Source organism: Pseudomonas sp. Irchel 3E13 (genome assembly GCF_900187455.1).
In the GTDB taxonomy this organism is placed as follows: Bacteria; Pseudomonadota; Gammaproteobacteria; order Pseudomonadales; family Pseudomonadaceae; genus Aquipseudomonas.
Map to the genome: position 1 here is coordinate 384,771 of NZ_FYDX01000002.1, position 14,252 is coordinate 399,022.

Sequence of the window (14,252 nt, forward strand, 5' to 3'; positions counted from 1 at the left end):
GCGGGCCAGCGAAAGGGGCACATTTTACATGGTTGAACGCCGTCGCGGCTCAGCCGGCGATGGCGTTTTTCCGCACCCGCCAGGCCATGGCCAGCCACACCGCGGTGACGCCGGCGAATTTCGACGCCAGGGCAGTACCGACCACGGCCGGCGTCAGGGCGCCGATCATGCCGAAGAAGATGAAGGTGTCGAGCGGAATGCTCAGCGCGGAACTGATCCACAGGCGGTCATGCAGCGGGCGCTTGGTGATGCTGAACACTACCCAGTCGATCAGCTCGGACACCGCGAACGCGGTGGCGCTGGCCAGGGCGATGGTCGGGTCGGAGGTGACATAGGACAGCACCAGCGCCGCCAGCATGGCGACCAGCGCGCCGTGGCCGAAGCGGGTCTGCACCATGTCGCGCAGGACGAACACCAATCCGCCCCAGGCGGACCAGATCACGTCCAGGTGCGGCGCACTGGAGAAGGCGTAGTTGATGAGCACCACGCTGCTGATATAGGCGATGAGAAAGAACATTGGGGGCACCGGTAGCAAGCCGCACAGGGTACTTCACAGCCCGCGTGCGGCCAAGCCCCGGGAATCAGTTCGCCGCGCGGGGTTGGGCGAAGACCAGGCCGGCGGCCACGGCGCGCTCGTGACAGAGGCGCAGCACCTGCCGGCGCTCGGTGTTGTCCATGCGGCCCCAGCGGGTGATTTCAGCGGCGGTGCGCTGGCAGCCGGTGCAGATGTCTTGTTCGTCCAGCGCGCAAATGCTGACGCAAGGTGAGGCCACGGGCCTTTCAGCGGTGCTCATCAATCCTCCTGCGGCGCCAGGTCGCGGGCATAACGCTGGGCGTTGTGCACGTAATGGGCGGCGCTGGCTTCCAGCATCTTCTTCTGTGCCTCGGTCAGTTCGCGCACCACCTTGCCCGGCGAGCCCATCACCAGCGAACCGTCGGGGATTTCCTTGCCTTCGGGGATCAGCGCATTGGCGCCGATGATGCAGTGCTTGCCGATCCGCGCACCGTTGAGGATCACCGCGTTGATACCGATCAGACTGTAGTCGTCCACCGAACAGCCGTGGAGCATGGCGTTGTGGCCGATGGTCACGCCCTTGCCGATGGTCAGCGGCGAGCCCATGTCGGTGTGCATCACCGTGCCGTCCTGGACGTTGCTGTTCTCGCCGATGTCGATCAGTTCGTTGTCGCCACGCAGGACCGCGTTGAACCAGACATTAGCGCCCGCCTGCAGGCGTACCTTGCCGATCAGCGTGGCATTGGGCGCCACCCAGCTTTGTGGATGGGTTTCGACCCGAAAGTCGCCCAGACGGTATTTCATGCGTGGTTCCTCACGGTGGGGTTCGCGGCGGGTGATCCCGCTCAGAGTGGGGTGAAGCGTTCAGGCGGATGGTGCAGGCTGATGCGCGCATCGTAGAGCAGGTTGACCAGTTCGACGATCATGATCGCCGACAGGCCCCAGATCTTGTACTCGCCGAAGCGGTAGCTGGGGACGTACCAACTGCGGCCCTGATAATCGATGCGGTGGGTGTGATCGCGCGGGTCCTGGCGGAAGAACTCCAGCGGCACGCTGAACACTGCGGCGATCTCGGCATCGTTGGGGCGGTACTCGACGTAATCGGGAATCAGCCCGACGAAAGGCGTGACTTTCAGTCCGTGCAACGAGACCAGCGGGGTCAATGGACCAATCACCTCCACCAGGCCGGGTGGCAGGCCGATTTCTTCCTCGGCTTCGCGCAGGGCGGTGAAGATCAGGTCGGGGTCTTCCGGGTCGCGGCGTCCACCTGGGAAAGCCACTTCACCGCCGTGGGTCGAGAGGCCCTTGGCGCGCAAGGTCAGTACCAGCTCGGGCTCTTCACTACGGGTGATCGGTAGCAGCACCGCGGCCTCAGGAAAACGTCGATCGGTTTCCAGGGTGCCCGGGGTGTGACTGCTCACACGGCGAAGTAGCTCGTCCAGCATGGTCTCTCTCATTCCAGTAACGTTCTGCATCATGCACCAAAGCCGCGCCACGCCCAACCCCCGGCGACGATCGCACTTGCGGGGCGCGGGACCGCGGCGCGAAGATAGCGCACCTCCCAGGAAGATAAGCATGAAATACTGCAGCGCGTGCGGCAAAGCGGTCACCCAGCGCATACCCGAAGGCGACTCCCGCTTGCGTTATGTCTGCGACCACTGCCAGACCATCCACTACCAGAATCCCAATATCGTCGCCGGCGTGCTGCCGAACCATGGCAGCAAGGTGCTGCTGTGCCGTCGCGCCATCGAGCCGCGCCGCGGCTACTGGACCCTGCCCGCCGGCTTCATGGAAAACGGCGAGACCATGGAACAGGCCGCCCGCCGCGAAACCGTCGAAGAAGCCTGCGCGCGCCTGGGCGAGATGACCCTGTATCACCTGTACGACCTGCCGCACATCAACCAGGTACACGTGTTTTTCCGCGCCGAACTGGCTGACCTGGACTTCGACATCGGCGAGGAAAGCCTGGAAGTGCGCCTGTTCGAAGAAAACGAGATTCCGTGGGACGAGCTGGCTTTCAGGACGATCCGCGTCACACTAGAATGCTACTATCGGGACCGCGAAAGGCAGCACTACCCGGTTCACACCGAGAGCCTGTCAGCGTCGTTCGCCCCGCCACCCAAGTCCGATTCGTAAAACCGCGATTATCAGGGATACCGTTTCATGCGCTGGTTGCTTGCCCTTTTCTGCCTCAGTGTGGCTTCGGTGTCCCAGGCGGCTTACACCGAAACCATCGTCACCAAGCCGATCCTCAAGGACGCGCCGCTTGCGCCGCAGTCCTCTCCCGCCGAGGTCAAGCCATCGAACCGGATCGACAAGGTGCTGGTGCTCAAGTCGCAGCGCCGCCTTGAACTGATCAGCAATGGCGCACCGCTCAAGACCTACCGCATCTCCCTCGGCAAGAAGCCCGTCGGCGCCAAGGAGCGCGAGGGCGACAAGCGCACCCCGGAAGGCTTCTATTGGCTGGACTGGCGCAAGGTCTCGGACCGCTACAACCTGGCGATCCATGTGTCCTACCCCAACGTCACCGATGCCGCCCGGGCACGTCGCGAAGGCGTTCAGCCCGGCGGGATGATCATGATTCACGGAACGCCGGACACGGAGGACAACCCGGAACAGCTTTTCCATACGCTGGACTGGACCGAAGGCTGCATCGCCATGCGCAACACCGACATGCGCGAAGTCTGGAGCCTGGTAAAGGACGGCACCATGATCGAGATCCGCCCCTGATCGACCCGCTCCGGCGCCTTCGCGCCGGACATTTCCTACCCTCCTGAGTAACCTTCGGAAATTTCCGAGGGCACTCGCGCTCGTCCCCTACCTCTCCTCACGCTCATCCCCAGCATTCAAACGGATGCTCCTCCCTTAGATTCATCTCACCTGAAATGCTTCCTTCGTCCTAGAACAAGAACATAAGGACGCCAGCCTATGTCCCGTTCATCGCGAACCGGAGGCCCGCGCTCCCCGGCGCTGGCATCCACGGTCTTCATCACCCTGATTTTGCTGTTCGTGGCACCCGCGCTGGCCGACGAGGCCTTTTCGGTCCTGCCGCTATTACGCGAGCAACGCCGCGACGCAGACGCGATGGAGCGACAACAGCGCTTGCGCCAGCTCACGCCGCCGACGGTCATCGAGACGCCGAACGAGACGCCCGCTGCGGCGCTCGAAGCCGAACAGTGCTGGCCTGTCTCCGGCCTTCGCCTGGCGGGCAACACGCTGATTTCCCGCGACGCCCTGAACGAGGTGGTCGATCCGTTGCTGCAACCGTGCATGGACGAGGCACGGGTCAACGCGGTGCTCAAAGCCATCACTCGGCTTTACCTGCAACTGGGTTACCTCGCCAGCCGGCCTTATCTGGCCCAGCCGCCGCACGCGGGGGCGAGCCTGGACATCCTGATCGTCGAAGGTTTTGTCGAATCGGTGGAGTTCGATGACCCGGAACTGCCGTTGTCGCTGTCCCGCGCCTTTCCCGATCTGCTTGGCCAGCCACTGCGCCTGAGCACGCTGGAGCAGGGGCTGAACCAGATGAATCGCCTGCAGGCGTTCGACCTCAGCGCGGACCTTGAGCCGGGCGAACTGCGAGGCGGCACGCGGGTGATCATTCGCTCGCAACGGCAACCGGCATCACGCCTGAAGCTGGCCACCAGCCTCGACAACCGCGGCAGCGAGGCGACGGGCCGCGAGCGACTGGGTGTCAGCCTGAGCCTCGACAGTCCGCTGGAACACAACGATTTCCTGCGTCTGCACAGCCTTCGCCGCCTGTTGCCCGGGCGTGGCGACAGCCGTGGCTACGGGCTCTACTACAACAGCCCTTATGGCCCCTGGCGTTTCGCCCTGAGCCTGGACCGCCTGGAATACCGCGCCGCCCTGCCCGGCTCGAACGCCAGCAACAGCGGCCAGAGCGATTTCTACAGCCTCGGCGTGGACCGCGCGCTATGGCACGACCAGTCCACCACCCTCGGCGCCAACCTGCGGCTCAACTACAAGCGCCTGGACACGCGGTTCTCCAGCGAACGACTGCGCCTTCGCCTGCAAAGCCCGACGCTCACCAGCCTCGATGCCAGTCTCAACCTGAGCTGGCGCGACGATGCGCTGTGGAACGCCACCCTCGGCTACAACCAGGGGCTCGGCTGGTTCGGATCCGATGACCGCGCAGCAAACCCGCGCGCGCCGCAGCCGCTGTTCCGCAAGTACCTGGCAAGCCTCTGGCAACTGCGCGAAGGCGTCGATCCCGCGTTTCGCTGGCGCTGGGAAAGCGAACTGAACCTGCAATACAGCCCTGAACCGCTACCCGCGATCGAGCAGATGGCGGTCGCGGGCGACACGGCGGTGCGGGGCTTTCGTCGCGCCACGGTGTCCGGCGCCAGCGGCGCGGTCTGGCGCAACACCCTCAGCCTGCCGCTGAACAACCCGCTGCCGGTGCCGCTGGAAATCCGTCCGAGCCTCGGCCTCGACGCCGGCTGGAGCCGCTACGACCACGGCAGCCCCACACAACGACTGCTCGGCGCCCACGCCGGCCTGCAACTGAGCCTGCCTCGCGGCCAGCTGAGCCTCGATTACCAGCGCGCCCTGCAGGCCAGCGGCACGCGGCGCCGCGATCTGGAGCCGGGCTACTGGCGCGCGCAACTGACCCTGACGTTCTGATCCCCACCCAAGAGAGAGACCACCATGACCCCTCTACCTCCACGGTTCACCCCCGACCTGCTGCGCTGGGCGATCAGCGTCAGCCTGCTGGTTCCCACCGGAGCCATCGCCAACAACGGCCTGCAACCGGCCACCGGCCCGGGCGGAACGCCATCCATCAACGAGCACAACGGTGTGCCGGTGATTAACATCGTCGCGCCGTCCGCCAGCGGCCTGTCGCACAACCAGTTCCTCGACTACAACGTCGGCCAGCCTGGCGTGGTGCTCAACAACGCCCTGCACGCCGGGCAATCGCAATTGGCCGGCGCGCTGGGCGCCAACCCGCAATTCCAAGGCCAGGCGGCGTCCACCATCCTCAACGAGGTGATCAGCCGCAACGCCTCCAGCATCGACGGCACCCAGGAAATCTTCGGCCAGCCCGCCGACTACATCCTCGCCAACCCCAACGGCATCACCATCAACGGCGGCAGCTTCATCAACACCACCCGCGCGGGCTTTCTGGTGGGGCGCCCGGAAATCGAAGACCAGCGCCTAACCTACCTCAACAGCCTCACCGCCAGCGGCGAGTTGCGGGTCGACGGCCTTGGTCTGAGCAATGCAGAAGGCGCCCTGGAACTGATCGCCCCGCGCATCGAGAGCCATGGCCCACTTCGCGCGGCGACCGACCTGGACCTGACCGTCGGCCGCAACCGCATCGACCGCGCCAGCGGCGAGATCGTCGAGCATCTGGCCGGCACGCCGGGCTCTATCGACGCCAGGCTGTTCGGCGCCATGCAGGCCGGGCGCATCCGGATCATCAGCACCGCCGAGGGCGCGGGCGTGCGAATCGAGGCGCCGTCGATGGACGCTCGCCAAGGCATCAGCATTCGCTCGGCTGGGGACTTGAAGATCAGCGGCAGCGCGCAGCAACGCAGTCGTCTCGACGCGGGCAAAGGCAACCTCGAGCTTGATGCCGCGGACAACATGACGCTGAGCGCCATCGAAGGCCGGGCCGAACAGATCAAGGTCCGCACCGGCAAAAACCTCACCCTCGACGCCAAGACCCGCGAAAGCATCCGCCGCGACAACGAGAAGTGGGACAAGAAGTGGTGGTTCGTCACCACCGAAACCTTCGAGCGCACGGGCAGCGAAGTCGAACGCCTGACCACCGGCAGCGATTTTCAGGCGGTCAGCGATATTACCCTCGACGCCGGTGGCGACGCCCGCCTGCTGGCCGCCGGGGTACAAGCAGGCGGCGACCTGAAGCTGCGCAGCGGCAACACGCTGGAGGTCAGCGCCGGCATCGACAGCGTGACCCGCGACGAACGCATCCGCCACCGCAAGCACCTGTGGCGCGGCGACCAGGACACCCACGACTACCGCGAAAGCGCCCGCCCCAGCCAACTCTCGGGCCGCAACCTGACCGTGGAGGCGGCGGGGCCCACCCGCATCATCGGCAGCGAGCTGCGAAGCAGCGCGGACATGAGCATCAAAACCCCTGAACTCGATATCGCCGGGACCTCGCTCAAGGGCAGTGACTCCCGCAAGGAATACCGGGGCGACCTGGCCTCCGGGGCGTTTTTCGGCAACCGCGAGCGGGCACAAGGCGAACAGCAGACCGTTCGTGGCAGCCAGCTTGAGGCGAGCGGTGCCTTGACCGTGATCGCCGATCAAGTGCGGGTCAGCGGCAGCCGGATCAGCAGCACCGGCGACGCCCTGTTGGCCAGCGAAAAGGCCCTGCTCAGCGTCGAAGCGGCGCGGGAAAGCTCGACCCGCAGCACCAGCAGTAAAGACAGCAAGCTGTTCGGCCTGCTCGGCAGCAGCACCGACACCCACCAGCAACGCGACACCGCGCTGGTCAGCGACCTGGCCTCGGAAAGCAACCTGCGCCTGGCCAGCGCCGACGAATTGCAGGTCATCGGTGCCCGGCTCAAGGCCGGTGGGCAGTTGCAACTGGACGCTGCGAAAGACCTGCGCGTCAGCGCCGCCACCCAGAGCGAAAACAGCACCACCCAACAAACCGACAAAAGCCTCTACGCCAGCGCCCGGCAGACGGCCGAAGCGCTCGACGGCAAGCCGGCGTCGAAGCAATACGTGGCCTCAGCGGGCTATGAAGTGAAAAAAAGCGAGCGCAGCGCCAGCCAGGACACATTGGTTGCCAGCCAGCTCAGCGGCGCGGCGATCAACATTGGCAGCCAGGCCAACGTGTCGCTGAACAGCAGCAACCTCGACAGCAGCGGCGCCATCGATATCAGCGGCAAGACCGTCACCCTGGGCGCGCAAACCACCCGCGAGCGGCAACTCACCACCAGCACCCGCTCGGCGGGCGGCCTCGCGGTGACCGCAGGGATGGATCGCCAGGGCGGCGGCTACGAGGGCGCCTACCAGCGACGGGAACAGGAGGAAAGCCTGGTCGACAGCCTCCCGAGCGAGCTGACGGCAGCGGGACCGTTACGCATCAAGGCCGACACGCTGATCAATGAAGCGGCGCAGGTGAGCGCCGGCGAGCACCTGCTGGTCGACGCAACCCGGGTGGAAAACCGCGCCACCGCCAGCGTCCGCGAAACCCGCGACAGCGAGCGCAACTGGCAGGGCAGCCTGGGCCTGAGTCTGGAAACCCGCGATATCACCCGTCCGATCGAAAACCTGATCAACGGCAACGAGGCCGCGCGCTTCCAGCAAGCCTCGGTGGAAGACGCCCTGGCGCCGCCGACCCTGGGCGTGGACCTGGCGCTGGAGCACCTCAACCGCGAACAGACCAGCCGCAGCGAAACCGCGCGGGTCAGCGAGCTGTCCGGCACCACGGTGAAGGTCCAGGCCGATGAGGTGAGCGATACCGGCACTCGCTACCGCGCCGAAAAAGGCGGACTGCAGATCGATGCGCGGAATCACCAGTTCGTCGCCGCGCAAGACACCACCGCCGAAACCGTCGAGCGCCTGGAAGTCGGCGGCACTGCCCGGGTGGAAACCAGCACGGGCAAGGACATTGCCGGGAAAATCTCCGGCAAGGGCGGATCGCTGAGCAGCAGCAACACCACGACCACCGCCCGCCCGGGGAGCCTCTACGGTCAGCAGGGCATCCAGATTCAACTGGGCAGCGACGGGCTTTACGAGGGCACCGCCTTCGACGCCGGCAAGGGCGGTCTGACCCTCGAGACGGCCGGCAATCTCAGCCTGCCCCAGGCCAACGACCGCCAGGAGCAGAGCCTGCGCCAGCTCGACGGCAATGCCTGGCTCAAGGCGGGTAACAGCCCGGCGGGCAGTGCACTGGAGGCCCGTGGCTATCTGGATCAAAAACGCAGCGACAGCCAGGACAGCCAGGCGCGGGTCGCCAGCATCGACAGCACGGGCGATGTCCGCCTCAAGGCCGGCGGTGAGCTGACGCTCGCCGGCACCCGCATCGGCAGCAGCGGCGCCAAGCCAACCAATATCGACGTGCAGGCCGACGGCCCGTTGCGGGTGTTGGCGGCCAGCGACAGTCATGAGGCCAGCGGCGATAACATTGGCGGCGGCGGTGAGGTGGTCTTGAAGATGAACGATGCCGGCAAGGGCGGCGGGCTGGGCGGGCATTTCAGCAACGGGCGGATTTCCGAGTCCGACCGCCGTACCCAGGGCGCGGTCTTCACCGCGCAACAGGAGGTGAACCTGTCGAGCCAGGCGAGGCAGGACGACGCGATCCACCTTGAGGGCCTGCAAGCATCAGCCGAACGGATCAAGGTCGCGGCGGAAAACGGCGGCGTGCTGATCGAATCAGCCACCAGCAGCGAGCGCCGCGACAACCTCGACCTCACCGTGGGTGCCGGCATCGCCATGACCCCGGCAGCCACGCGCGACGACACGAAAAAAGGTCTGTATGGCCGGGCGCAGTTCAACCTCGACCAACGCGACAACCTTGTGCACCAGAACAGCCAGCTCGACGCCGGGCAAGTCGGCCTGTACAGCATGAACGACATGCTGCTCAACGGCGTGCGGGTCAATGCCGGGCGTATCGAAGGCGTTATCGGCGGTGACCTGCAACTGGCCAGCCGCCAGGACCGGGTCAACGCGTTGAAGGTGAATGTCGATGCGCAACTGAGCCGGGAGAAGAACCCGCAGGGCTACCTCAACGCCGTGCGCTCCTTCGGTGGTCCGCTGGGTGCCAGCGCCGAGAAGAAAGTCGGCGGCGCGGTGCAGAGCGCCGACCCGGGCATTTCACCGACGCTGGACCTGAAAGTGGATTACGCACGGCGTGACAGCGTCGCCAGCCAGAGCCGGCTGAGCGGGCAGGAAGGCGTTGCCTTGCAGGTCGGCGGCGATGTGAAGCTGTCGGGGGCGGATGTTCGTTCAAGCCAGGGAAAGGTCGAACTGGGTAGCGAGCGGATCAGCCAGGAAACCCTGAACGGCCGCGATGTGCGGCGAGTGGTGGGGACCAACCTGTCGAATGCGCCAGTGGAGCTGGGCAGCGATCTGGTCAATACCTACAAGAATGGCGGGATGAATCTGGAGGACGGGGATTCTTCGCTGGATCTGGGGCTGTTGCGCACCGGGGGACATGATCGGGAGGTGAGGCTGGAGTCGGGGATTATTGAGAAAAAATGAGGTTCCGCCCGTCAGTTAAACCAATTGGGGCCCCATCGCGAGCAAGCTCGCTCCTACATCCTGTAGGAGCGAGCTTGCTCGCGATGCGCCGCCGAACCGTCGCGAAGAGCCTCAGATATCCGCCAATTTCCACGCCTCATACGCCGGCGTTTCATACGGATGACTCTGCTTCAGCGCACCGACGACCTGATGAATCAGCTCGTCGGCCACCACCAATTCCACTCGCCATTCTTCCACCTGCTCGACCACCCCGCTCTGCCCGATAAACGGCTGGCTGCCGTCCAGCGGGCGGAACTGACCCTGGCCCAGCACTTGCCAGGCGCAGCAGTCGTAGTCGCCGATGCGCCCGCCGCCCGCGGCGAACACGGCCTGCTTGACCGTGTCGACGTGGCTCGGCGGAACGAAGAAGGCGAGCTTGTACACCCTTTAGTTCACCCACACCCGCGCGTTGCGGAACATGCGCATCCAGGCGCCGTCTTCGTTCCAGTCGTCCGGACGCCAGGAGTTCTGCGCGGCACGGAAGACCCGCTCAGGGTGCGGCATCATGATGGTGACGCGACCGTCGCGGCTGGTCAGGCCGGTGATCCCGCGCGGCGAGCCGTTCGGGTTGGCCGGGTAGGTTTCGGTGACCTTGCCGTGGTTGTCGACGAAGCGCAGTGCCACGCAGCCGGACAGATCGGCTTCAAGCAGGGCTTCTTCGCTGGCGAACTCGGCATGGCCTTCGCCGTGGGCGATGGCGATCGGCATGCGCGAACCGGCCATGCCCTGCAGGAAGATCGAGTTCGACTTCTGCACTTCAACCATGGCGACACGGGCTTCGAACTGCTCGGAACGGTTACGCACGAAGTGCGGCCAGAACTCGCTGCCCGGCACCAGTTCGTGCAGGTTGGACATCATCTGGCAACCGTTGCACACGCCGAGGGTGAAGCTGTCGGTACGTTCGAAGAAGCCCTGGAAAGCGTCGCGGGCGCGGCTGTTGAACAGCGCCGACTTGGCCCAGCCTTCACCGGCACCGAGGACGTCGCCGTAAGAGAAGCCACCGCAGGCCACCAGGCCCTTGAATGCGTCCAGGTCGACGCGACCGGCGAGGATATCGCTCATGTGCACGTCGATGGCGTTGAAGCCGGCGCGGTCGAAGGCCGCGGCCATCTCGACCTGACCGTTGACGCCCTGCTCACGCAGTACCGCCACCTGTGGACGCACACCTTTCTTGATGAACGGCGCGGCGATGTCCTGGTTGACGTCGAAGCCCAGCTTGGCGCTCAGGCCCGGGTTGTCTTCTTCCAGCAGCAGGTCGAATTCCTGGTCGGCGCACTGGGCGTTGTCGCGCAGGCGCTGGATCTGGTAGCTGGTCTCGGCCCACTGACGTTGCAGCAGACGACGATTGCCGTCGAACAACACCTCGCCATTGAGGCTGATGGAGACGCTATCGCTGTTGACCGGCTTGCCGATCACCGCGACGCAGTCTTCGCCGAGGCCGGCGGCGCTGAACTGGGCCAGCACGTCCGGGGTAGCGTCCTGGCGAACCTGGATCACCGCGCCCAGCTCTTCGTTGAAGAGGATGGCCGAGACTTTCTCGCGCTTGCTGGTCAGGGTGTCCAGTTCCAGGTCCAGGCCGCAGTGACCGGCGAAGGCCATTTCCAGCACGGTGGTCAGCAGGCCACCGTCGGAACGGTCGTGGTAGGCCAGCAGGTGACCGTCGGCGTTGAGGCCCTGGATTACCGCGAAGAAGGCCTTGAGGTCTTCGGCGTCATCGACGTCCGGCGCCTGGCTGCCCAGCTTGCCGTAGGTCTGCGCCAGGATCGAGGCGCCCATGCGGTTCTGCCCGCGGCCCAGGTCGATCAGGATCAGGTCCGTCTCGCCCTTGTCCATGCGCAGCTCTGGGGTCAGGGTCTTGCGGATGTCCGTGACTGGCGCGAAGCCGGTGACGATCAGCGACATCGGCGAAGTAACGCTCTTCTCCGCGCCCTCGTCGCTCCAGCGGGTTTTCATGGACATGGAGTCCTTGCCCACTGGAATGGTAATGCCCAGCTCAGGGCACAGTTCCATGCCCACGGCCTTGACGGTGTCGTACAGACGGGCGTCTTCACCCGGATGGCCGGCGGCGGACATCCAGTTGGCCGACAGTTTGATGTCGGAGAGTTTTTCGATGCGCGAGGCGGCCATGTTGGTCAGCGTCTCGCCGATCGCCATGCGACCGGATGCCGGAGCATCGAGCAGCGCCAGCGGAGTACGCTCGCCCATCGCCATGGCTTCACCGCTGTAGACGTCGAAGCTGGTGGCGGTCACGGCAACGTCGGCTACCGGAACCTGCCACGGGCCGACCATCTGGTCGCGCGCGACCAGGCCGGTGATGGTGCGGTCGCCGATGGTGATCAGGAAGCTCTTGCTGGCCACGGCCGGGTGACGCAGCACGCGCTCGATCGAGTCGGTCAGTTCCAACTGGGCCGGGTCGAAGTCATCGCCCAGCTCGGCTTCGCGGGTCACCGAACGGTGCATGCGCGGCGGCTTGCCCAGCAGGACTTCCAGCGGCATGTCCACCGGGGTGTTGCCGAAATGGCTGTCGGTGACGGTCAGGTGCGCTTCTTCGGTGGCTTCGCCGACCACCGCGAACGGGCAACGCTCGCGTTCGCAGATGGCCTGGAAGCGCTCGAAGTCGACCGCGCTGACGGCCAGCACGTAACGCTCCTGGGATTCGTTGCTCCAGATTTCGTGCGGGGCCATGCCCGGCTCGTCGTTGGGCACGTTGCGCAGTTCGAAGCGGCCGCCGCGGCCACCGTCGTTGACCAGCTCGGGGAAGGCGTTGGAGATACCGCCGGCGCCAACGTCATGGATGAAGGCGATCGGGTTGTTGTCGCCCAGTTGCCAGCAGCGGTCGATGACCTCCTGGCAACGGCGTTCCATTTCCGGGTTTTCCCGTTGCACGGAAGCGAAGTCGAGGTCAGCGGAGCTGGCGCCGGTGGCCATCGACGAGGCAGCGCCGCCGCCCAGACCGATCAGCATGGCCGGGCCGCCGAGCACGATCAGCTTGGCGCCGACGGTGATTTCGCCCTTCTGCACGTGGTCTTCACGGATGTTGCCCATGCCGCCGGCCAGCATGATCGGCTTGTGGTAACCGCGCACTTCTTCGCCGTGCGGGGTGTTGATCGACTGTTCGAAGGTACGGAAGTAGCCGGTCAGGGCCGGACGACCGAACTCGTTGTTGAACGCGGCGCCGCCCAGCGGGCCTTCGATCATGATGTCCAGCGCGTTGACGATGCGCTCGGGCTTGCCATACGCCTGCTCCCACGGCTGTTCGAAACCCGGGATGCGCAGGTTGGAAACGGTGAAGCCGGTCAGGCCGGCTTTCGGCTTGGCGCCGCGACCGGTGGCGCCTTCGTCGCGGATCTCGCCGCCGGAGCCGGTGGAGGCCCCCGGGAACGGAGCGATGGCGGTCGGGTGGTTGTGGGTCTCGACCTTCATCAGGATGTGCACCGGCTCCTTCACCGCGCCGTACTGGCGGGTTTCAGGATTCGGGAAGAAGCGGCCGGCGACCGAACCGACGATCACCGAGGCGTTGTCCTTGTACGCGGACAGGACGCCTTCGCTGTGCATCTGGTAGGTGTTCTTGATCATGCCGAACAGGCTTTTTTCCTGGCTTTCGCCGTCGATATCCCAACTGGCGTTGAAGATCTTGTGACGGCAGTGCTCGGAGTTGGCCTGGGCGAACATCATCAGTTCGATGTCGTGCGGGTTGCGCTTGAGGCCCTGGAAGGCGTTGACCAGGTAGTCGATCTCGTCTTCGGCCAGGGCCAGGCCCAGCTCGACGTTGGCCTTGGCCAGGGCTTCGCGGCCACCGCCAAGGATGTCGACGGCGGTCAGCGGCTTGGGTTCGGCGTGGCTGAACAGGCCCGCGGCCTCTTCCAGCCGGGCCAGCACCACCTGGGTCATGCGGTCGTGCAGCAGCTCGGCAACGCCAGCGGCGTCGGCTTCGCTCAGTTCACCACTGATATAGAAGGCAATGCCCCGCTCCAGGCGACGGACGTTTTCCAGGCCGCAGTTGTGGGCGATATCGCTGGCCTTGCTCGACCAGGGCGAGATGGTGCCGAAACGCGGCATGACCAGGAACAGGCGACCGGCAGGTTCCTGTACCGGTACGCTCGGGCCGTACTTGAGCAGGCGCGCGAGCACTTGCTGTTGGTCGGCGGTCAGATCGCCGTCAACCTCGGCGAAATGAGCGAATTCAGCGTACAAACCACTAACAGCGGGGACTTTCTGGCTCAATTGCTCGAGTAATTTACCGTGGCGAAAGGCAGAAAGGGCAGGAGCGCCGCGCAGGATCAACATCGTCGGGACAGCCTCAGGAAGGGGGTGTGCTTAGAGGCCGTGCATTCTAGCCTAAACCTCTGCGTCAGGCACCCGAAACGCTGCATTGGCGGCCATCCGAATGTCGGCAAGTGCGTTCCAGGGCGGCCGTCCGTCCGCAAGCAAGCTGCAACTGCGCTGAAAAGTCGCAAGCACAGGCGGCGATAGCAGACAAGCTATCAGTTGTCGAGAT

General features: G+C 65.3%; 10 protein-coding genes. 4 read left to right on the forward strand and 6 right to left on the reverse strand.

Going from position 1 to position 14,252, the window contains the following annotated elements:
- Positions 1-49 precede the first annotated feature (49 nt).
- The 4 genes from CKW37_RS04290 to CKW37_RS04305 form a co-directional block, all read right to left on the reverse strand.
- Positions 50-517: a VUT family protein gene (locus CKW37_RS04290; RefSeq protein ID WP_095154200.1), complete on the reverse strand. Its 468-nt coding sequence runs from the start codon at positions 515-517 to the stop codon at positions 50-52.
- Positions 518-581: 64 nt separating this feature from the next.
- Positions 582-794 (reverse strand): DUF1289 domain-containing protein, encoded by a 213-nt coding sequence (locus CKW37_RS04295; protein WP_095154201.1) that lies wholly within the window; start codon positions 792-794, stop codon positions 582-584.
- Positions 794-1,318: a gamma carbonic anhydrase family protein gene (locus CKW37_RS04300; protein WP_095154202.1), complete on the reverse strand. Its 525-nt coding sequence runs from the start codon at positions 1,316-1,318 to the stop codon at positions 794-796. The genes CKW37_RS04295 and CKW37_RS04300 overlap by 1 nt, the downstream gene beginning before the upstream one ends.
- 41 nt (positions 1,319-1,359) lie before the next feature.
- Entirely contained in the window at positions 1,360-1,959 is a 600-nt protein-coding gene (locus tag CKW37_RS04305) for a CoA pyrophosphatase (RefSeq protein WP_095154203.1), read from the reverse strand.
- Between the two features lie 130 nt (positions 1,960-2,089).
- Here CKW37_RS04305 and CKW37_RS04310 point away from each other — a divergent pair, with 130 nt between their 5' ends.
- The 4 genes from CKW37_RS04310 to CKW37_RS04325 all read left to right on the forward strand — a co-directional run bounded on the left by CKW37_RS04310 (position 2,090) and on the right by CKW37_RS04325 (position 9,715).
- The gene (locus CKW37_RS04310; protein ID WP_095154204.1) at positions 2,090-2,650 is read left to right on the forward strand and encodes an NUDIX hydrolase; all 561 of its coding nucleotides are present in this window, start codon (positions 2,090-2,092) and stop codon (positions 2,648-2,650) included.
- Between the two features lie 27 nt (positions 2,651-2,677).
- Positions 2,678-3,244 (forward strand): murein L,D-transpeptidase family protein, encoded by a 567-nt coding sequence (locus CKW37_RS04315; RefSeq protein WP_095154205.1) that lies wholly within the window; start codon positions 2,678-2,680, stop codon positions 3,242-3,244.
- Between the two features lie 198 nt (positions 3,245-3,442).
- Positions 3,443-5,158 (forward strand): ShlB/FhaC/HecB family hemolysin secretion/activation protein, encoded by a 1,716-nt coding sequence (locus CKW37_RS04320; protein ID WP_095154206.1) that lies wholly within the window; start codon positions 3,443-3,445, stop codon positions 5,156-5,158.
- A 24-nt stretch (positions 5,159-5,182) separates the two neighbouring features.
- Complete coding sequence (locus tag CKW37_RS04325) at positions 5,183-9,715, forward strand: hemagglutinin repeat-containing protein (RefSeq protein ID WP_095154207.1); 4,533 nt, start codon at positions 5,183-5,185, stop codon at positions 9,713-9,715.
- 111 nt (positions 9,716-9,826) lie between these two features.
- Here CKW37_RS04325 and CKW37_RS04330 read toward each other — a convergent pair whose 3' ends face one another.
- Positions 9,827-10,138, reverse strand: coding sequence for a YqfO family protein (locus CKW37_RS04330; protein WP_095154208.1), 312 nt, complete (start codon positions 10,136-10,138; stop codon positions 9,827-9,829).
- 3 nt (positions 10,139-10,141) lie between these two features.
- Positions 10,142-14,041, reverse strand: coding sequence for a phosphoribosylformylglycinamidine synthase (gene purL, locus CKW37_RS04335; protein ID WP_095154209.1), 3,900 nt, complete (start codon positions 14,039-14,041; stop codon positions 10,142-10,144).
- Positions 14,042-14,252: the final 211 nt, after the last annotated feature.

Excerpts from the sequence above, each read along its gene's own strand:
- purL (WP_095154209.1), bottom strand. The coding sequence starts at position 14,041 with ATGTTGATCCTGCGCGGCGCTCCTGCCCTTTCTGCCTTTCGCCACGGT.
- CKW37_RS04310 (WP_095154204.1), top strand. The coding sequence starts at position 2,090 with ATGAAATACTGCAGCGCGTGCGGCAAAGCGGTCACCCAGCGCATACCC.
- CKW37_RS04325 (WP_095154207.1), top strand. The coding sequence starts at position 5,183 with ATGACCCCTCTACCTCCACGGTTCACCCCCGACCTGCTGCGCTGGGCG.
- CKW37_RS04295 (WP_095154201.1), bottom strand. The coding sequence starts at position 794 with ATGAGCACCGCTGAAAGGCCCGTGGCCTCACCTTGCGTCAGCATTTGC.
- CKW37_RS04300 (WP_095154202.1), bottom strand. The coding sequence starts at position 1,318 with ATGAAATACCGTCTGGGCGACTTTCGGGTCGAAACCCATCCACAAAGC.
- CKW37_RS04290 (WP_095154200.1), bottom strand. The coding sequence starts at position 517 with ATGTTCTTTCTCATCGCCTATATCAGCAGCGTGGTGCTCATCAACTAC.
- CKW37_RS04320 (WP_095154206.1), top strand. The coding sequence starts at position 3,443 with ATGTCCCGTTCATCGCGAACCGGAGGCCCGCGCTCCCCGGCGCTGGCA.
- CKW37_RS04315 (WP_095154205.1), top strand. The coding sequence starts at position 2,678 with ATGCGCTGGTTGCTTGCCCTTTTCTGCCTCAGTGTGGCTTCGGTGTCC.
- CKW37_RS04305 (WP_095154203.1), bottom strand. The coding sequence starts at position 1,959 with ATGCTGGACGAGCTACTTCGCCGTGTGAGCAGTCACACCCCGGGCACC.